This window comes from Edwardsiella hoshinae NBRC 105699 = ATCC 33379 (assembly GCF_000474215.1).
In the GTDB taxonomy this organism is placed as follows: domain Bacteria; phylum Pseudomonadota; class Gammaproteobacteria; order Enterobacterales; family Enterobacteriaceae; genus Edwardsiella; species Edwardsiella hoshinae.
On sequence record NZ_BAUC01000010.1, the window covers coordinates 47543 to 65537 of the forward strand.

The following is a 17995-nucleotide window of genomic DNA, read 5'->3' on the forward strand; positions in this document are numbered from 1 at the left end:
CAGCCGTAGGCATCACAACAACTCTCTCTGCCGTAAATACACTTTGCATAAAGTGAAATGTTGCTGGCTGTTGTAGAGAAAAATCGACAGATAACAATAGATAAAGTCATAGCAAGATTCAGCATATCGTATGGAGTGTAGCAGATGGCGAGTTAATCATCTGCTTTCCGCTGTCGCCGACTTCTGTGATAAGACACACAGAAAGAATTATCTGATCTCGCTAGCGCGCATCGCAATTTTTCTTGAAATAAAAAACGCCGAAGTACATTCGGCGTTAAAAAAGTATCCGTAGTTTTCCCCAATGTGGTTCAACTTAGTCAGCGGCGCCCTGTCGTAGAATAGATATCAGCTCAAGAATACTCGTATCGGTGCTGCGGCTTTTATGATAATGCGCATATACTGTACCGCGCGATTTACGCTGCGGATGATCTAATATTTGCAACGGTACCATGCGAGCAAACTCATGAGCGAACTGCTTACCACAAACCAAGACATAATCCGTGGTCGCTGCCATCATCATCAAGTTCAACAGCGAAGAGCTAGAGTAAATCGGCGCCTTACGATGGGGATTGAGTACCTCATCATCCTCGAACAATGATGGCCACATCGTTAGACTCAGATACTCCTCTTGCGCCAGTTGTTCACTACTAAATCCTGGCGCCATGCGTGGATGATCGATACGGCATACCACAACCGGACGAACATCGAGCACCGGGACATTGGTAATCATCCAATCGGCATATTTTTGCGGCGTAAAACTAAGATCGATTTTACGCGAACGCAGTCGGCTGATATCTCGCGTTAAGTCACCATCATGCGTTTCCGTCATCAATGCAACGCTATCGAACGGATAGTGATGACGACGCAACAAACTGGTTAGGTAAAACTCTAGCAGCGGCGACATACTCAACTTTAATCGCGTCTGACGGCGATCGTCTTGATGAATCCCATTGGTCAGATTCGCGGCATTCTGAATATTATTTAAAGCCTGCGCTAAATTAGGGGTGATATTGTAGGCTAACGCGGTGGGCTCTAGCCCTTGTTTCGTCCTGATAAATAGCGGATCGTTAAATGCATCGCGCATCTTTTTCAATGCTCGGCTAATCGACGCGGTTGAGCTATCCAATAACTCTGCTGCTAGGGTCACACTACGCGTATCCATCACGGTCAGAAAAGTCCGTATCACACTTACATCGACATCAAGCATATTTTTACCTTTCGTTGTCGCCGCTAGGGAACGCGTATAATTCGAGCGCTCATTGTAAATTCAAGCTATTTTTTATGCAAATATCAGCTTAATGATAAATTGATGCTATTTTAAATACATTGTCATCTGTATGATACAGAGTAAAAAATAAAGAGAATAATGGCTACGGCATCACATAAATAGCTTTATGCACGGTCTGAGTCCTGCGGAAATGATGGGCCAAAGTGCGTCTCTCCCTTCTTTTCATCCGTTGCCACCACGCGAGGAGTCTGCATGTCCATACGTCGCCGGTATCACTGTGCGCTCATTCTCTTCATCGTCGTGCTCCCGTTGGCTGGCGTACTCATACTACTCTATCGTCCGCAAAGCGATGCGCTGTGGCGCATCGTCAGCCAGCAGTGCTTACCGCATCAACGCACTACGGGCGTAGCCACTCCCTGCGTCCGTCTGAATCCACAGCAAGGTTATCTACTACTGAAGTATCGCAATCCGTCTTGTATTTCATTGATTTTTATTGTTTTTACTTTTTTTGACGTTAAAACGTATAACTAAACGTATAACCAAAACGAAAAGTCATCATGTGAGCGGCTCTTCACACCAAGGGATAATACAAATGAACATAGCAATGCTGATAAAATCGCCTAAAAAATGGCGCATGACTGCCCGAAAGGAAGCGATCCTGAATCTCTATGCACCGAGGAATTGCTTACGGGTTATTCGTGAGATTGGCGAGCCTCCCTTTAGTCTTACCGACATCATACGGCTTGTTTGCGGGAGCGAACCAGACAATAGCCAGCGTTACCGCCTATTGCGGTACTCGTTCCGCCAAACACTAGAACGGATGGTTGATGATGGCTTGTTAGAGCGGCACGTTATAGCCCACCGTAAAGACGTTCGCTACGGCTTATCTAGCTATGTGCACCTCAATTCGTACTAGGGCTGAAAAGCCAGCCAGAGGGGAGGGGCGGGTTAAATCTCTGTGGCCTATGCCTGTCAGGACTGCCCGCCTCATCGAATTTTTATGGCCGCGAAAAATGAAATTTAATTTGGAACCTCATACCTCCCTTTAGGTTTTGCACTCCCCCGTTTTGGTGAGCTCAAGGTTTGCGCTACTCAAATTTGGGAAGCGCAAAATTTGTGCATTGATTCCCCAAGGCGGGGGAATCAAACCTTTAGCGCTGGTGGCTGTGGCTGTGTATTGATTTGCCAAAACTGGCACAACAAAACCTCATGAGCTGGAAGCCTCGCTATTCGGGAGCCTCACCAATCGGGGGGCTCACCAAATTTAGGGAAAGAGGGACAAATGCTCACCCCCTATGCAGGCCTGTAATCTCAGGAGCAGTATCACCTAGCGCCCACCGTTTGACGATGATCTAGCATTTTAGCGTGTGGCTGGTGGATGCGATGATATTCGCATCGGTCAACGTTCGCGGCGTTCGCCTTAAGTGTTGGCTTGTTTCTCCGTGGTGATTGCTCCCGCTCCTGCTGGCTGTTGGAGTCATGGGCTATTCAGAAAGCTATTCAAAATAGCGATGCAGGCCGCACCCTATCTGGGTTTGTATCTATTCATAGGAGGTGATTACGCCCCAGTTAAAAGCCGGCTGATGTTCGATAGGTTCTTTCCAGAGGTTTGGGCAAAGCGGGTCACACACCCCGCGATGAACATCTACTTACGAAATTTTTTGTGGTTAAGGTGTTTCCGTTCTTCTTCGCCGTAACTTAATGTTTTTATTGAAAATGCACTCTAAAAAGAAAGGAAGTGACAGGAGCTAAAAACGGGCTTTTTGGCCTCTGTCGTTTCCTTTCTATGTTTTAGGGGCAATCAACAAAAGGAGGTGCTGTAGCCTCCGCCTCATCGAGATGCATCCAATAGTGGATACACCAGCAGCACGGCACGCCAAAAGTGAGGATGTGTAATAAAAACAAAGAGATATTGCGCAATACAAGGTGGAGTGACTGTCGTCGATTTGCTGAAAAATAGTTAGCAGGATATCTAGTCGCCACCTCAATGAGTAAATTTACTTTTAAAATCATACAGTAACAAAAAATCACCTGGCGACTGTATAAAAATTATTCACCAGCTCATTTGATTGTTTTCCCTTATTAATCATGGTGTTAAGTGAGGTGCTGGTGGTGGCGATCAAATCGCAAAAACTAGCTTTTCGCCGCGAGGCTGGTGACCCGCAGTCGGGCACCCCGCAGGGAGTACCTTTTGGTTTCCAGCATTGAGCCTTGACCGTGAGCGCTTGATCTCCCCAATGTTGGGGGGATTGAATTTTAGGCAGCAAAGGGCTAATCAGAGACACGCCCAGCAAGACAGGTAGAGGGACTGGGGGAAGATGACCTCCAGCAACCGAGGAGATACGCCAATGACACCCGAACAGATAGCAGCGTTAACCGTCGCAGCAATGGAGCACGCAGGCCACCAGCTAAGCGAGGCAGACAAGAGGGAGATCCAGCGCAAGGCAACGGACAGCAGGGCACACAGAGACCGATTCAGGGAAATGATGCAATCCCCTACATATCGATGGAGAAAGCCAGACGTTCGGCGCAGATGAGTGCTAATTCATTGCTTTTATTGCGCTTCCTCACTTTGGGAGGAGCAGTAGGTATCTTTGGCTTTTAACTCAGCCATTGGCGGGGTTAACTGGTGTATGTACAGGTATGCTCAAACCTGAGCACATCCCCATAGTATCCAGATTTTAGCTACTCAAAATTGAGTAGCACAAACTCGGTTCTAACCAATTGAAAAATATCCAGAATGCAAATTTGTATTCTGACCAGCAAGGGCAAAGCATCAAAAAGTGCTTTGGGGAATAGTAAGACATTGGCTGAACGTCGAGCGCATACACGGGCTGGTATCGGCTGCGGTGGCGGTTCGCGCCGCACCAGTTGGGGATTACCCCAGAGCAAGGGAGGATTGGTTAATGTTTGAGCTCGCCAAAACGGGCGAGCGCAAAACCTAAAAGGTACTCCCAGAGGGTGACTCGACTGCGGCTAACGCGCCTTGCGGCGAAAAGCTAGTTTTTACGATTTCAGATGTGCAAAGTCACAGCATGAACCGAAGTTTTACGATGTTAAGTGTGTATTTGCAGGTTTTTGTTTTATCCTCTCGCCGGATATAACCACACTTTTTAGATGGAAATGCTACAAAGCAACGATGCCAACGAATATCAACCAGCCCCACCCATCATGACCACTGACCGCTACAGCCACCAGCCACCAGCCACCAGCCACCAGCCACGCTATGAAATGGTAGATCATCGTCAAACGGTGGGCGCTAGGTGATGCCACCCCTGAGATTACAGGGGGGCATAGATCGCCGCGCCATAAACTGAATCGCTCAAAATGGGATATCATCGTCAAACGGTGGGCGCTGGTCTTCGTCTTCCGGTGCTGGTGGTAGGCCTTGTGCTGGCTTACTGCTCTTACGCTTTCCAGCAGGGCGAACGGCCTTAGCGCTCACTACTGCATCGGCGATGACCTGATAGCCGCTTTGCGTGCTGCCATCCTGCCCCGTCCACTGGCTAACCTGCATGTTACCCACAACGCTAACCATATCCCCCTTTTCATGTCGCGCCAGCGCCTCAGCCTGTCGCCCGAACGCCACCACACCAAGCCAAAAGGTAGCCTGTCCATCCTGTGCGGCATGGCAAGGCAGAGAGACGGCTAGGCGTGCCGTTGTCATTGGAGTTCCGGTACTCGTCGTTCTTGCCTGTGGATCTGCCACCAATCGCCCATAGGCCGAAATCTGTGCTGTCATTTGTCTAGCCTCCTGTCTTGATGCCTTGACGGTCATACAGTGCAAGGCCGTTACAACTACTCGGCAAACTACCCAAAACTGGGGTAGTAATCCCGCCACCAGCATAAACGCTTTTTTAGCATAATCATCTTTTGCCCGTGGTGTTTTAAAGAAATTGGCCTCAAGGTGTTCATACTCTTCATTTCTAATTTTAAATCTTATATATCAATGAATTACACATGAACACGTGGTGTTCATGAGTGTTCACACGTATTCATATAAATTTAGCCTATATGAACACCTATGAATACCTTATGAATACTTAAAAGAAAGGTGTTCATGGCTTAACATTATGTTTTACATGGCTTTTATTGAAAGCATGAACACCATGAACACCTTTGCCCCGTGTTCTAAACACTACAGAACATTATTCTGTTTATGGCCTTTCCCCTCCTTGTGCTGGTAGCCAGTCATCAGCGTTATCTTTTAGATTAACGTTGGTAACAACCCCGTTCATTTTTCTCTCGCGCCGGTACTCGTGATCAAACTCCCGCATGGCAGAGATCATTCCCTCGGTGAACTTGTTCAGCGTTAGCGGTCTGTCATGCCCGTTAGCCTCAAGATAAGCAATGTAGGCGTGATAGAGATAGATGCGCGGCTTGTATGGCGGGTTTTTGTTACCTACAAGCATTCCAACACAGTCTGTTAACTTCTCCAGATAGGAGCAGAACGCATAAAGGGGATCGGTTTTAATCTTCACCTCTAGCGCCTCGTCGCTATCCCGCTGGGCAAGCAGCAGCTGCTTTGCAAAGTCTGGGTCAGGGAACGTTGCCAGCAATCGGCGCACGATTACGGGTATTTCTCGACCTATCTTCTCCGGCAGCTTTGGATCTTTGTCCTTGTCGGTCACACGGTTGTTGAACTGGAAAATGACCCGCCGCCGTGCCACGCCTCCCGCCCGTTCGGTGAAAATCATCGGGGCGTTGTTAGTCGCAATCACTACCGCTTGCAATATGGCGGTGTATTGGTGCTCATGCTTCGGATCTATCTCCACCGCATCGCCACCAGTAATGGCCTTAATGCCCGTTCCCTCTCCGCTGTATTTCGGCTGGTCTGGCAGGGTAATGACTCGCTTACCGACAAACTGTGCTCGGCCTCTGGCTGAATCTAACGCCGCCATACTGCCGCTCGCCGTGTTGTGCTCACCCGCCAGCAATGTCGCTACATGGGTGAAGATGCTTTTACCGCTGCCACCCGCTCCCGTAATTTCAAGGAATAGTTGCCAGTCGTAACGATTTGCCAAAACCATGTACAGGGCGGCGCAGATGGTACGCATCTTCATCGGATCGTTATTAGCTGCATGGCTTAGCCATTGGTGAAAGTGCGGCGCGTTGTCGTGCAAGTTCTCCCCGCTGGTGGCTGGGGTGTACTCAATCCCGTTATGACTGGTGATGCCGTTCTCTGGTGCGTGTGGGCTGAATGCCTCCGTCTTGAGGTCATACACCCCATTGGTAAATGCAATTACATCATTCAGCGGCTCGGGCAGTGCTGGGATCTGGATCTTTAGCGTGTCCACAATGCCGTTAATCCTACGGCTACTGTATTCGGTCTCGTTTTCCTCGTAGATAGCGACCATCTCGCGGCGCAATTCAATCAACGGAGTGCGCACCCATATGCCATTACGGTAGGTGTATACGGTTTCGCTCGCTGTGTGCATGGCTATACCGTCATAGCGTGCAGCTAGCAGGGCGGCGCGGCTGTTCTCTGTCATATGGCGCAAATCGACATCCTCCGCGCTCGATGCTGTCGCCAACCCCTTGAGCAGCTCCCTATCTGACCGCAGCCGCTCTAGTTGCTCCGTCCAGTCCTCCACCAGCTCCCCCGCATCATTAAGCAGGTAAGCCCGTTTCACCCTAGCGCTGGCTAACTTGGTGGCGATGATGGTTAGATCAGCCTCTGATAGCTCCCCAGCGCGATAGACACGGGCAGAACGCCGATCACCATCAATAATCTGTAAATCACCAAGCATGGCTAACTGCTGACTATCCAGCACAATGGGGGGCACGTCGTCGCCGTTGCGGTTGTGCTCCTGATACCGCTTGGCCTCATTCCATGCGCAATTACCAGCAAAGATCACTGCCTCTGCCGCCTTGTCGCGTGGCAAGAACTTAACATTAGGTGCTTGTCTCATTTCTTCGCTCTCGCGCTCATGGTGAATTTGCCGATTAGTGGGTGATACCAATATTTACTGCCGATCTTGCGCTTCGCCCTGCTGGTAACAATCTCCGCTGCCTCGTTAAAACTGGCCTCATGTGCAATAAGCTGCCCACTATGTCGAGCCGTAGCGACTCCCGTAACCTTAGCCAACTCCTCAGCCTTGCCCGTAGACAGCCCATACGCTCCCGCCAGTACGCTGATATGGTTGTAGCCCTCCGGTAATCCGGTTTTCTGCTGCAACGTCTCCAGAACGGCTATACGGCGCTCTATTTCATCCAGCCGCAGATAAAGAGCCTGCATTTCAGTAACGGTGATCATTTGTTTACCTCCCCGCACTGGTTTCGCTCTTTGGCAAAGCTGAGTTTTGTTTTGATAGCAAAATTAAGATTGCTTTCCGCTAAAGAGATCCCCTCATGTAATCGCGCGATTTTGGATATAAAGTCACCCAATAAAGCAATATCTGAATTATTCACTTCATCAGCTGCATCGTCTGATGTGCCCGCTATAAACAACAGCTTTCCGATAACGCCGATACCATTGATGAGGCTTTCCCGCGTTCCCGATGCTGCGGCGATACACTCCTTAGCCTCATCGGCTGAACACCGAGAAAAATCCTTCACCAGCCAGTAAGCATCTTTAGCCATGACGCACCTCCTTACCGCTAACACTCTCCTCGATCAGCCACGCCGTAACGTTGCCGCATAAACGGCGTAGCAAAGCAGCTACCGGTTCGACATCAACGTTAAACTGTTCCTGTGTACAGGCTTCCAGCATGAAGGCTATTACCTCTGCCTGGCGTGCCATCTCAACGACTTCATCAAGCGTTCTTTCATGCGCCATGACGCACCTCCTGAGCGGGTAAACGAGCGGCAAAGAACAACAACCATCCCGGATTGCTATCACGGGCTTCCTGTTCGCTAGAGGCGATGACTTGTAGAACGATGGGGGATACGTCAGGCGCACTGACCGGAACAGCCAGAAACCGCCAGATGGCTTTATTTTGGGTGTGCAAGTCCCGCCCTTGCGGGTGTGTGGTATGATTTCTCATAGCTACCTCGATAAGTTATCTATCGTTGGTGGTTAGAAGCCCGGTATGTGTTCGCGCACTGCCGGGTTTCGTCGTTTCTGCACCTTGCACCAACAAGGTGTTGAACACCAATCTAAAGCAAGGTGTTAAACACGTCAAGTGTTGAACACTTATTTTTTTTCCTGCATACTGCATTTGTTTTTTTGAGGGGGTACACCACATGGCAACAAAGGCAGTAAACGCAAAATCACAAACCGTTGCGGCAAGAGTTCCGCATGAGGTTATGAACAATGTTGAGGCAGTAAAAATGCCCGGAGAAAGTACGGGACAATTTGTTACAGCAGCATTAAAACGAGAAGTTGAATACCGCCAGCGGCGCAAGGCAAAAGAGCAGCCAAAGTAACCTGCCCACCCCTTGACCGCCGCGCGCTGGGTGGTAGAGTGGGGTTGTACTCGTTTAAGTTCCCATTGGCGGCCTCTTCTGGTCGCCTTTGTTTTATCTGTCATGCGATAACCTCCATTTTCAACCCACCAGCGGTGTAACCCTGAACCCGAACGCCATCGACACGATGGCGTTTTTTTGTGGTCTGCGTAGACATACAGCCAGCGCCCATCTAATGCGATGCGCTGGTAGGCTTTTCTTGTCCTTTGGGAGGCCTGGACAAATGGGCGTAATATGCTGTTTTTAAAGCAATCAATTGTGCCAACCCCCTTTTCGGTTGCCATGGCTGTGTTATTGCGCATGACTAACCCCAATCAGCGTGTTAGTGCTCATGAGCGCGGCGAATGCCTCCATGCGACGGGCAACCTCACGCACTGCATCGCTTGGACTCATGCCATTACGCACCGCCTCATCAAATGCCGCCTGTTCGATTTTCTGAATCACCACCAACAGCCCCAATTGCTGCTCGCCTGCGCTCCCACGCTCACCCACAGACAGCCCTGCAAGGCGATTCTCAGCGCGAGCCAGATTGATGTAGTGATGACGTTCCGCCCCAAGCGCCTTAAGACTGTTGCGGCTTTCGTGATACCCGGGCAGATATTCACGGCGCACAGGTTCGGCAGCGCGACGTTTAGCAAACGCCTTTGTCACATCCAGCTTAAAGCGGTTCATGCGCTCATTGTCACGACCGCGAACGATGCGGCACATGTAATCAAACTGGTCGCCATTCAGTAACACGAATTTATTTACTGTCGCTCCAGTTGAGTGGCTGCACGTTTCCGTTTGAAACGGAAGCGTGCCCAGTTCACGCAATCCGGTTTTGTGCTTCTGAATGAGCGAATAAAGGTTTTTGTGCTTTATGCCGATGCGCTCAGCAAACAGGCGGGAATCGATACGCGGCTCCGATTTGTGATTAATTAAAATATCGCTCTGGCTGGCTACAGGGTGAGCGAATCCCTGCCCGTTGAGGGCATTAATCTTTTTCATCTCTAATTACCTGTAGTTAATTAAACGGATTGGCGACGTTCGACGCTGTTATTTCCCGCTGGTGGAATGCGTGATTCCTTGATCCGGTCTTCCAGCCATGCGCTAACTTCATCCTCAAACCACCCAACACGGCGTAGACCAATGCGGAAACCGCGCGGGAACTCCCCTGCGTTGATCATGTCTTGAAACGCGCTATCAGATTGCAAGCGCAGAATCTTTTTTACTTCTCGTTTGAGTAGAATCTTTCGTTCTGTCAGTGACATAAAGCAAGTCTCCATTAAATCCGGTCAATTCCGGTGTGTGGGAAATGCTGCCACTGTTAGCGCTGGATGGAAAGAAACGGACGGCTTAATAAGCTATTTGCCCCCTTAATGCGCTATCACGCCACCTTACCTTTCCTGCCTTGTGCTCCCTGATACCATCGGGCAACGGTGTCCTTGCTGAACATGACCGAATACCCTTGTTCGTGGGCTATTGCTGTAAGCATGTCGGCTGCTTTTGTCATGTTGGTAGCTACTGGAAGGCCGCATCGTTCCATGAGGGCAGAAATAGCGATTTTTGAGGCAGAAGAAACGCGCTCGTTAGTTGCTCTTGTTTGCGTTTGAGATATTGGGGGAAATAATTTCTGGTGATCGACATTTACCGCGTCTAAACGCTTTATTAGAGCCTTTCGGTTAACGTAATCAATAATAGAGCAGCTTACTGCGTCCCGATAAGCACAATCCCGTAACTCGTCTAGGATAAACTTTAGATCCAGTGGCTCTACTGGCTGAAACTCATCAAAGGGTAGGCAATTAAACGGCTTTCGATAAACCTTTAGCGGGGGAAATAACTCACTGCCTTTTATCAAGCGATGCACGTAAGAAAAAGCATGAACGCGATCCATCAGCCCATTGTTAATAAGCGCTTCGATTAAATCCGTTATGCACACATATGCATAATCACAATGCTCAATAACAAATAACTCATCCATTCCCGCAGGACTCCTAGCGCTTTATGGTGAGGGGCGTCGGGATAAATTATACGTCTGTTTCCTCCTGTTTTATAGTTATTACTGTTGTTATATACAGTTGTCTGGCGGTGGTGATGGCACTGTAAATACATACAGCGCCATGCAGTTACTACACCAGCCTAATCCCCCGCGCACCTCTGGCAAGCATTACCCCTGTGGCTGCCGTTTCGACAAACTCACCCCACCAGCGCATAAGCACGGCGCGTTTTTCGAGATAGTTACTGCGGTTGTATGCCCGTCGCACTTCGTTCGTGTCAACGTGGGCTAAGGCAGCTTCGATCACATCAGGTTCGAATCCCTCTTCGTTGGCTGCGGTGCTAAATATGGCGCGTAGCCCATGCGATACTAATACCCCCTTGTAGCCCATACGCTGTAGAGCTGCGTTTGCACTCCTGCTATTCATCGGGTATTTGGGATCTTTGAAACTGGGGAAAACATAGTCTCTATGTCCGCTGATAGGCTTCATTTCATCCAGAACGGCAAGGGCTTGCTTACACAGAGGGATCGTGTGTTCTCGGCGCATCTTCATTCTGCCAGCGGGGATTGTCCATGTGTGTGCCGTCAGATCTATTTCATTCCATTTAGCCTCTGCGGCCTCGGCAGGGCGTGTAACGGTCAGTAGCTGCCATTCTATGAGAAGTCGTGTCTGTCGCTCTATTCTGGCAATAGACAGCGCATACATGAGATCTGGTAGCTGCTCTGGCCGAATGGTTGGCCTATGTTGCCTTGCAGGGGCTGGGAATGCCTTCCTGACGTTTGCGGCTGGGTTCGTTTCGATTAGCCCACTATTAGCGGCATAGTCCATCACTTCGTTGATGCGCTGCAAGACACGCCTCAAGACTTCGAGCCTGCCACGCTGCTTTAGAGGTTCTAACAGAACGACAAATCGCCGTGCTGTTAGCTCATGGATGGGAGTATTTCCGATGTACGGGAACACATACTTTTCCAGTGACCGCCAGATATTTGCTGTCGTTTTTGGGGCAAGATGCAGGCTCCTTTTCATCTCGAACCAATCACCCGCCACCTTGCCAAAAGTTGCCCCGCGCTTCTGGATCTCTGCCTCTCGCTGCTGCCTCTCGTAGTCTTGGGGATCGATACCTTGCGATATGAGCGCCCTATAGGATGCTCTCCGCTTCCTAGCCTCTGCTAGTGATACATCACTCAATGCGCCAAGGCTTACCAGCGCTCGCCGCTTATCTGTTGGGCGGTAGTAGGAAAAACGCCAGATCTTCGAGCCGGATGGTTTTACCAGCAGGAACAGCCCGCCGCCGTCCTGCAAGCTGTACTCTTTTTCGGCTGGTTTGGCAGCCTTAATTTCTGTATTGGTAAGTGGGGTAGTTATGCGAGCCATTTTTAACGTTTTATCAGTGTGTTAAGTCGGTTTTAGCTATACGGCCTTAGCTATACAGCTCTAGCGTATAACTAAACGTATAGCTAAAACTTCCGGCTGCAAACGGTCAACCCCGAATATTAGAGAATACTAAAAAATAAAATATCCATCATTTTCATTAATTTATACTTCAAACAGGTTTTATCCGGTCTATTCCGAAAGACGATTACAATACTACTGAAGGATCGCAACGGCGTCTTGCAATATCTCTTATTGCCCACCCGGCGTAACCGTGGCATCGACGATCCGCAACTCCTCAATCCCGCCACCCCCAACTACCTGGCGGCAGCCTGGTACAACCGTGACCTGCTCAGCCAACATTATGGTGCTATCATTCCTGACCGTCACCTCTCGCTGACCGTCAACTCCCGTTACGGGCGCAGCCAAGATCAGCTGCACATTCACCTATCCTGTACTCGTCAGGCCATCGTCACGCGCTTATGGCGCATCTATCCGACCCTAGACACCCAATGGCGACGAATTGAGGATATTGAAGGGAAACGCTACTGGGCTAGACGCCTAAGCAACGCGACACTGGCGCGCACGAGCCCTTTTATTCTACTCGCCCAGCTCGCAGGTACGCCCGATGCGATGGCCGACTATGGGCTGGCGCTACTGCCAGCCCCGGATGGTCAATTGATCTTATTGGCGACCCGCCGCGCGCTATGGCGCGGCAACCTCGCCTCGATCGAGTCGATCCAAGATCACCGTTGCCCACAGCTTTATCCTCAGCGCGCAGGGACTCCCTAGTCCTAACCGGCGAAACGTTGCGGTAACAACGGTAATCGCTCGAATTGTAATGGGCGAGAGAGGTAGTAACCTTGAGCCGCACAAGCGTCGGAACGTTGTACCAGATGCCAGGCCTGGGCGTTCTCGACCCCCTCGACGATCACTCCGCGTGAATATTGGCGCATCATCGCCACCAGCGCCATAAATAGCTCGGTGCCTTCGTGGGTTTGGCATAACAGTGCGAACACCGCACGGTCTAACTTCACAAACTCATAGCGCACATCGATCAGTGAGGAGAAATTGGCCAGGCCGCTACCGAAATCATCCAGCCACAGGCGATGGATCTCCGCCAGCCCGTGGATCGGCGCACTCCCCTGCACATGCTCCAAGACCTCGAAACGTAAGAAGGGTAACTGTTCGATTAAGGCTGCCGCCGCCGATTCCTTCTGTAAAGCATGCAAGACTTGCCCATCGACGTTAATCGAGACGAACAAGTCGCGCTGCCTGAGAAAATGGCGCCAGCGATATACCAGACGGATCTGCTCTATCAGCACTTGCAGGCGCAACGATAACGGAATATGGGCGAAATAGTGCTCCGGGGAGAGGGCGCGTTCAGGCTGAGTCGGGTGGACGATGCGGGTCAATAGCTCGATGGCTAAGGGACGACCACAGGTATAGTAAATCGGTTGGAAGGTGTATTCGCGCACACAATCTTGCCAGTAAGCGCTTGTCGTCAAGTCGCTACGCAACGCGGGTGCCACTCCTGCGCTACCAGACACGATATTACCAATGTTCATACCTCTCCCATCCGTTCATGTCTGAATAACTCTCATCCTGTGCCCCAGCGACTGGCGTACTGCTCAGTTATCGGCATGTATGACAAAAGCTTTAACCGTCGCTCCTGATCGCACGATTCTCCCTCTCATCGGTATTTTTAGATCCGAATCATATAAAAACAGAACATTGTTTTATTTTTATTGACGAGGCTATTTCCCCTCGACAAACTAAAGATCATTTTTCTCTGATTACCACGGGCTGACTTCCCATGACGAGCGCAAAGATTGCCATTATTGGCGAATGCATGATTGAACTGTCCCAGAACGGCGCGGATCTGGCGCGCGGTTTCGGCGGCGATACCCTGAACACGGCCGTCTATCTGGCTCGTCAGGTGCCGGCCGAACGTCTGTCCGTCCACTACGTCACGGCGCTGGGGTGCGACACCTTCAGCGGTGAGATGATCGCGGCCTGGCAGCAAGAAGGCCTGGAAACCGATCTGATCCAACGCATGAGCGACAAGCTGCCTGGTCTGTATGTCATCGAGACCGATGCGCATGGGGAGCGCACCTTTTACTACTGGCGTAACGACGCCGCCGCCCGTTATTGGCTAAAAAGCGTCGAGGCTGACGCCATCTGCGATCGCTTGGCCGAGTTCGACTATCTCTATCTCAGCGGCATCAGCTTGGCCATCTTGGACGATACCAGCCGCGCGCGCCTCATGCTGTTACTGCAACGTTGCCGCGACAAGGGTGGCAAAGTGATCTTCGACAATAACTACCGCCCGCGCCTGTGGGCCGATGCCGAACAGGCGCGTATCGCCTATCGCGCCATGCTAGCCTGCACCGATATCGCCTTCCTGACGCTGGACGACGAAGATCTGTTGTGGGGTAAGCAATCACTGGATGCGGTACTGGAGCGTACTCACGCACTGGGTGTCAGTGAAGTGGTGATCAAGCGCGGCGCCGACGCCTGTCTGGTTTCCATCGGCGCTCAGCGCGATGAGATCCCCGCGGTAAAACTGGCGCGTGAGCAAGTGGTGGATACTACCGCTGCTGGGGACTCCTTCAGCGCCGGCTATCTCGCCGTCCGACTCTTGGGAGGTGGGGTACACTCTGCCGCAGTCCGTGGTCATCTGACGGCCAGTACCGTCATCCAACATCGCGGCGCCATTATCCCGCGCGATGCCATGCCAGCCTGACTCACACGGGACGAAGACGATAACGCCGGCATTTGCCGGCGTTATGCATGCTGAGCGCTGAATTACTGCGCAAGGGGTTGAGCGGGACTCTCCGCGGCGGCGGGGTGCGATGGCACCTCGGCCATCTCGGTGGCAACATTGGCATTACTCTCCTCACCAACTAGCCCCATGATCTGGTTATAGCTCTCCAACATCTTACCGACATTCTCCTCCGTCTCACCACGTGGCTGGCGCAATACCATCGCCGGTTCACGCGATAAGATGGCGTGCAGCTCCTGATTCAAATCATCCAGAGTCATGCCATTCAAGAACGCCTGACGCAGCTTCTGGTACGCCTCGGGCGCAATATCCACCACGCCGCTCTGCTGAGAGCGCAGACGCTGGCTCATCAGCACATCGGTGTTGGTACGCGCATAGGTCGCAAACAGGTGGCTCAACTGCTCGTGTTTCTGTGCCAACAGCAGCTCAAACTGCTGTTGACTCACACCACCGTTGCGCACCGCCGCCATCTTATCGGCGATGAAAGCCAAGGTCTTACTCAGCGTCGCCTGGGCGGTATCCAGATGGATCGCGCATTGCGAACGCTGGTATTGTACTTGGCAATTAAAGCTCAGATTAACCACATCCTTCAGGGCGCTGTTAGCCAACGCCTGTTGCAAGTGCCAGAACAGCACCTCGCGCGCCAGATCGCTCCTCCAGTAGCGTAACAACATCTGGGAGTCTCGGATCGGTTGCCACGGCGTATCCCAGATCAACGACAAGGTATCCTGTTTGGCGTCGTCAGTGATCAGGTTAAGGGGAGCCGCAGCCAACGCCGGCAGTGCCGGTACGGTAGCCGGCGTTTCCCGCTTACCCGGTAATGAACCGAACGACTGATTGATCTGCTCACTCAACGCCCGGGCATCCACGTTACCGACCACATACAGTGTCATCGCGTCTGGGGTATACCACTGGTGATAAAATTGCTTCAGTTGTGCCGCCGCTAATGGCAGCGTAACCGGCCGTCCCGGCTCGTGCCCCAAGAGGTTGGAGCCTTTCAGACGGTAACGCCACCATGCATCACCCGCCTCACGCGGTAAGGTTGCCACGCGTTTATCCTGCCCCTGCAACGCCGCCTCGACCGTTGTATCATTAATCTCAAGATCCGCGGCGGTATTCGCCAACCAACGCAGGGCCTCTTTCAACAGCTCAGGACGGTTATTCGGCAAACTAAGGTTATAACTGGTGTAATCATAGGAGGTGATCGCCACCGGCAGCGGATGCACCGGATCGATCGCCTGTTGCCAAAAGGCGAGTAACGCCGTGGCGCTAAACCCCTTACTATCCGCCAACGCCAGGCGCGGCAGCAAAGCGGCATACCCGGTCTGTGGCGCGGACTCGGACAACGACCCGGTGTTAACGATCATTCGTAATTCAATACGATCGGATGGACGTTGCGGAGTCGCCAGAATTTGCCAAGAGAAACCGTTCGCCAGTTTGCCTTCTTGCCATGCGGGGTCGGGCTGTAGCGTTTCAGAATGCACGCCAGTGCCAACCATGGCCAGCGCCAGCCCACCAATCATGAGACGCCATTTGGTGTATTGCATGTGAACCCCTACTTAAATCGGTCAAATACGTAACAGTAGCGTATAAGTGCTGTTCCGTTAGACCACGGGAAACAGACAAAATCGCAAACGTTAGAAAAAATTCTACCTAGCAGAATAGATGGACTTATTATAGAGATGCCCCCGGCGGCATCAAGCCGCGGGGGAGAGACATTCACCCCCAGTAACAAAAAGCCGGGGGATTCGAATGATCGGGGAGGAAAGATTAAGCGATAGGCTGCTTCAACGCGCCGGGGTTACTCCCCAACACCGCCTGCATTTGCTTCTCATCCAGTTGGCGGCAACGCTTGGCCACCACAATGGTGGCGACGCCGTTACCGATCAAGTTGGTCAAGGCGCGCGCCTCAGACATAAAGCGATCGATGCCCAGGATCAGCGCCAACCCGGCGACAGGCAGGTGCCCCACCGCCGACAACGTCGCTGCCAACACGATGAAACCGCTGCCAGTCACCCCAGCGGCCCCTTTCGACGACAGCAGTAAGACCACCAACAAGGTAATCTGATGCCAGATATCCATGTGGGCGTTCGTCGCCTGAGCGATAAAAACCGCCGCCATGGTCAGATAGATCGAGGTACCATCCAAGTTAAAGGAGTAGCCGGTCGGGATCACCAAGCCAACCACCGACTTCTGGCAACCGACCTTCTCCATCTTGTCCAGCATGCGCGGCAATGCCGACTCCGAAGAGGAGGTGCCCAGCACGATCATCAGCTCTTCCTTAATGTAGCCGATGAAACGGAAGATACTAAACCCCGTCGCCCGCGCGATGCTGCCCAACACCAAAACCACGAACAGAATACACGTCAGATAGAAGCACAGGATCAGCTGTCCCAGTTGCACCAGTGTGCCAACACCGTACTTGCCGATGGTGAAGGCCATAGCGCCGAATGCACCGATGGGCGCCAACTTCATGATCATGTTGATCACGCCGAAGATGACCTTAGAGAAGCTGTCGATGACATTGAAGATCAACTGCCCCTTTTCACCCAGATGATGCAATGCAAAACCAAACATGACCGCAAACAGTAATACCTGCAAGATGTTGCCACTGGCGAAGGCACCGATCACACTGCTCGGAATGACATCCAGCAGGAAAGCGACGATACCCTGTTGCTGCGCCTGATCGGCGTAGACCGCGACCGCTTTGACATCCAGCGCATTCGGATCAACGTTCATCCCTGCCCCTGGCTGCAACACATTCACTACCACCAGCCCGATGATCAGGGCCAGGGTACTCACGATTTCAAAATAGAGTAATGCGATAGCGCCGGTTCGTCCTACGGCTTTCATGCTCTCCATGCCGGCGATACCGGTCACGACAGTACAGAAGATCACGGGGGCAATGATCATCTTAATCAATTTAACGAAACCATCACCCAATGGCTTCATCTGTGCACCCAGCTCGGGATAGAAATGACCGAGCAGAATGCCGATAGTAATCGCCACCAACACCTGTAAGTAGAGGCTAGAAAAGATCTTTTTTATCATGATGTATATTCCTGGTCGGGTACGAACGCACAGCTTTTGCATCCCGATTGGCGGGTATTGCACACGATCAAAAGTAACATCAAGATAACAATATTGAAACGTAGTATTTCATTTATAAAAATTATTTAATCAAATATATGAGCTGAAGCGAATAAAGCCCTGCAAACATTAACCTTA

The 17995-nt window shown here is 51.4% G+C and carries 18 protein-coding genes; 4 read left to right on the top strand and 14 right to left on the bottom strand.

What is annotated here, in order from left to right; all coding sequences use genetic code 11:
* Nucleotides 1-313: 313 nt before the first annotated feature.
* On the bottom strand, nucleotides 314-1207 hold the full coding sequence (locus EHO01S_RS03780; protein ID WP_024522713.1) for a LysR family transcriptional regulator: 894 nt from the start codon (nucleotides 1205-1207) through the stop codon (nucleotides 314-316).
* 273 nt (nucleotides 1208-1480) lie between these two features.
* On the opposite strand from EHO01S_RS03780, the gene EHO01S_RS03785 reads away from it, so the two are divergent.
* On the top strand, nucleotides 1481-1759 hold the full coding sequence (locus EHO01S_RS03785; RefSeq protein ID WP_024522714.1) for a CDP-diacylglycerol diphosphatase: 279 nt from the start codon (nucleotides 1481-1483) through the stop codon (nucleotides 1757-1759).
* 2791 nt (nucleotides 1760-4550) lie between these two features.
* Here the strand turns inward: EHO01S_RS03785 and EHO01S_RS03800 are convergent.
* The 6 genes from EHO01S_RS03800 to EHO01S_RS19255 all read right to left on the bottom strand — a co-directional run bounded on the left by EHO01S_RS03800 (nucleotide 4551) and on the right by EHO01S_RS19255 (nucleotide 8214).
* On the bottom strand, nucleotides 4551-4970 hold the full coding sequence (locus EHO01S_RS03800) for a single-stranded DNA-binding protein (RefSeq protein WP_024522717.1): 420 nt from the start codon (nucleotides 4968-4970) through the stop codon (nucleotides 4551-4553).
* A gap of 415 nt (nucleotides 4971-5385) precedes the next feature.
* Complete coding sequence (locus tag EHO01S_RS03805) at nucleotides 5386-7140, bottom strand: DNA primase family protein (protein WP_024522718.1); 1755 nt, start codon at nucleotides 7138-7140, stop codon at nucleotides 5386-5388.
* Complete coding sequence (locus tag EHO01S_RS03810; protein WP_024522719.1) at nucleotides 7137-7484, bottom strand: hypothetical protein; 348 nt, start codon at nucleotides 7482-7484, stop codon at nucleotides 7137-7139. The genes EHO01S_RS03805 and EHO01S_RS03810 overlap by 4 nt, the downstream gene beginning before the upstream one ends.
* Complete coding sequence (locus tag EHO01S_RS03815) at nucleotides 7481-7810, bottom strand: hypothetical protein (protein WP_024522720.1); 330 nt, start codon at nucleotides 7808-7810, stop codon at nucleotides 7481-7483. The genes EHO01S_RS03810 and EHO01S_RS03815 overlap by 4 nt, the downstream gene beginning before the upstream one ends.
* The gene (locus EHO01S_RS03820; protein WP_024522721.1) at nucleotides 7803-8006 is read right to left on the bottom strand and encodes a hypothetical protein; all 204 of its coding nucleotides are present in this window, start codon (nucleotides 8004-8006) and stop codon (nucleotides 7803-7805) included. Before EHO01S_RS03820 ends, EHO01S_RS03815 begins: the two co-directional genes overlap by 8 nt.
* Entirely contained in the window at nucleotides 7996-8214 is a 219-nt protein-coding gene (locus EHO01S_RS19255) for a host cell division inhibitor Icd-like protein (RefSeq protein WP_051355189.1), read from the bottom strand. The genes EHO01S_RS03820 and EHO01S_RS19255 overlap by 11 nt, the downstream gene beginning before the upstream one ends.
* Before the next feature lie 199 nt (nucleotides 8215-8413).
* Between EHO01S_RS19255 and EHO01S_RS18125 the strand changes: the two genes are divergently transcribed.
* Nucleotides 8414-8596 carry a YlcI/YnfO family protein gene (locus tag EHO01S_RS18125; RefSeq protein ID WP_071990987.1) on the top strand — a complete coding sequence of 61 codons (183 nt, stop codon included), beginning with the start codon at nucleotides 8414-8416 and terminating at the stop codon, nucleotides 8594-8596.
* Nucleotides 8597-8926: 330 nt separating this feature from the next.
* On the opposite strand, the gene EHO01S_RS03825 is transcribed toward EHO01S_RS18125, so the two are convergent.
* From EHO01S_RS03825 to EHO01S_RS03840, 4 genes are all read right to left on the bottom strand, one after another.
* Nucleotides 8927-9622 (bottom strand): Rha family transcriptional regulator, encoded by a 696-nt coding sequence (locus EHO01S_RS03825; protein ID WP_024522722.1) that lies wholly within the window; start codon nucleotides 9620-9622, stop codon nucleotides 8927-8929.
* Nucleotides 9623-9642: 20 nt separating this feature from the next.
* Complete coding sequence (locus EHO01S_RS03830) at nucleotides 9643-9885, bottom strand: helix-turn-helix transcriptional regulator (RefSeq protein WP_024522723.1); 243 nt, start codon at nucleotides 9883-9885, stop codon at nucleotides 9643-9645.
* A 116-nt stretch (nucleotides 9886-10001) separates the two neighbouring features.
* Complete coding sequence (locus EHO01S_RS03835) at nucleotides 10002-10595, bottom strand: hypothetical protein (RefSeq protein ID WP_024522724.1); 594 nt, start codon at nucleotides 10593-10595, stop codon at nucleotides 10002-10004.
* A gap of 148 nt (nucleotides 10596-10743) precedes the next feature.
* On the bottom strand, nucleotides 10744-11985 hold the full coding sequence (locus tag EHO01S_RS03840; protein WP_024522725.1) for an integrase domain-containing protein: 1242 nt from the start codon (nucleotides 11983-11985) through the stop codon (nucleotides 10744-10746).
* 216 nt (nucleotides 11986-12201) lie between these two features.
* Between EHO01S_RS03840 and EHO01S_RS03845 the strand changes: the two genes are divergently transcribed.
* On the top strand, nucleotides 12202-12774 hold the full coding sequence (locus EHO01S_RS03845; protein WP_255209543.1) for a CDP-diacylglycerol pyrophosphatase: 573 nt from the start codon (nucleotides 12202-12204) through the stop codon (nucleotides 12772-12774).
* 2 nt (nucleotides 12775-12776) lie between these two features.
* Here EHO01S_RS03845 and pdeH read toward each other — a convergent pair whose 3' ends face one another.
* Nucleotides 12777-13550: a cyclic-guanylate-specific phosphodiesterase gene (pdeH, locus tag EHO01S_RS03850; RefSeq protein ID WP_024522727.1), complete on the bottom strand. Its 774-nt coding sequence runs from the start codon at nucleotides 13548-13550 to the stop codon at nucleotides 12777-12779.
* Between the two features lie 248 nt (nucleotides 13551-13798).
* Between pdeH and kdgK the strand changes: the two genes are divergently transcribed.
* Complete coding sequence (gene kdgK, locus EHO01S_RS03855) at nucleotides 13799-14728, top strand: 2-dehydro-3-deoxygluconokinase (protein WP_024522728.1); 930 nt, start codon at nucleotides 13799-13801, stop codon at nucleotides 14726-14728.
* 62 nt (nucleotides 14729-14790) lie between these two features.
* On the opposite strand, the gene EHO01S_RS03860 is transcribed toward kdgK, so the two are convergent.
* Nucleotides 14791-16314, bottom strand: a complete 1524-nt coding sequence (locus EHO01S_RS03860) for a M16 family metallopeptidase (RefSeq protein ID WP_024522729.1) — start codon at nucleotides 16312-16314, stop codon at nucleotides 14791-14793.
* Between the two features lie 223 nt (nucleotides 16315-16537).
* Entirely contained in the window at nucleotides 16538-17818 is a 1281-nt protein-coding gene (locus tag EHO01S_RS03865) for a dicarboxylate/amino acid:cation symporter (protein WP_024522730.1), read from the bottom strand.
* Nucleotides 17819-17995: the final 177 nt, after the last annotated feature.

Excerpts from the sequence above, each read along its gene's own strand:
- EHO01S_RS03820 (WP_024522721.1), bottom strand. The coding sequence starts at position 8,006 with ATGGCGCATGAAAGAACGCTTGATGAAGTCGTTGAGATGGCACGCCAG.
- EHO01S_RS03805 (WP_024522718.1), bottom strand. The coding sequence starts at position 7,140 with ATGAGACAAGCACCTAATGTTAAGTTCTTGCCACGCGACAAGGCGGCA.
- EHO01S_RS03815 (WP_024522720.1), bottom strand. The coding sequence starts at position 7,810 with ATGGCTAAAGATGCTTACTGGCTGGTGAAGGATTTTTCTCGGTGTTCA.
- EHO01S_RS18125 (WP_071990987.1), top strand. The coding sequence starts at position 8,414 with ATGGCAACAAAGGCAGTAAACGCAAAATCACAAACCGTTGCGGCAAGA.
- kdgK (WP_024522728.1), top strand. The coding sequence starts at position 13,799 with ATGACGAGCGCAAAGATTGCCATTATTGGCGAATGCATGATTGAACTG.
- pdeH (WP_024522727.1), bottom strand. The coding sequence starts at position 13,550 with ATGAACATTGGTAATATCGTGTCTGGTAGCGCAGGAGTGGCACCCGCG.
- EHO01S_RS03830 (WP_024522723.1), bottom strand. The coding sequence starts at position 9,885 with ATGTCACTGACAGAACGAAAGATTCTACTCAAACGAGAAGTAAAAAAG.
- EHO01S_RS03825 (WP_024522722.1), bottom strand. The coding sequence starts at position 9,622 with ATGAAAAAGATTAATGCCCTCAACGGGCAGGGATTCGCTCACCCTGTA.
- EHO01S_RS03865 (WP_024522730.1), bottom strand. The coding sequence starts at position 17,818 with ATGATAAAAAAGATCTTTTCTAGCCTCTACTTACAGGTGTTGGTGGCG.
- EHO01S_RS03835 (WP_024522724.1), bottom strand. The coding sequence starts at position 10,595 with ATGGATGAGTTATTTGTTATTGAGCATTGTGATTATGCATATGTGTGC.
- EHO01S_RS03780 (WP_024522713.1), bottom strand. The coding sequence starts at position 1,207 with ATGCTTGATGTCGATGTAAGTGTGATACGGACTTTTCTGACCGTGATG.
- EHO01S_RS03840 (WP_024522725.1), bottom strand. The coding sequence starts at position 11,985 with ATGGCTCGCATAACTACCCCACTTACCAATACAGAAATTAAGGCTGCC.
- EHO01S_RS03785 (WP_024522714.1), top strand. The coding sequence starts at position 1,481 with ATGTCCATACGTCGCCGGTATCACTGTGCGCTCATTCTCTTCATCGTC.
- EHO01S_RS03810 (WP_024522719.1), bottom strand. The coding sequence starts at position 7,484 with ATGATCACCGTTACTGAAATGCAGGCTCTTTATCTGCGGCTGGATGAA.
- EHO01S_RS03800 (WP_024522717.1), bottom strand. The coding sequence starts at position 4,970 with ATGACAGCACAGATTTCGGCCTATGGGCGATTGGTGGCAGATCCACAG.
- EHO01S_RS19255 (WP_051355189.1), bottom strand. The coding sequence starts at position 8,214 with ATGAGAAATCATACCACACACCCGCAAGGGCGGGACTTGCACACCCAA.
- EHO01S_RS03860 (WP_024522729.1), bottom strand. The coding sequence starts at position 16,314 with ATGCAATACACCAAATGGCGTCTCATGATTGGTGGGCTGGCGCTGGCC.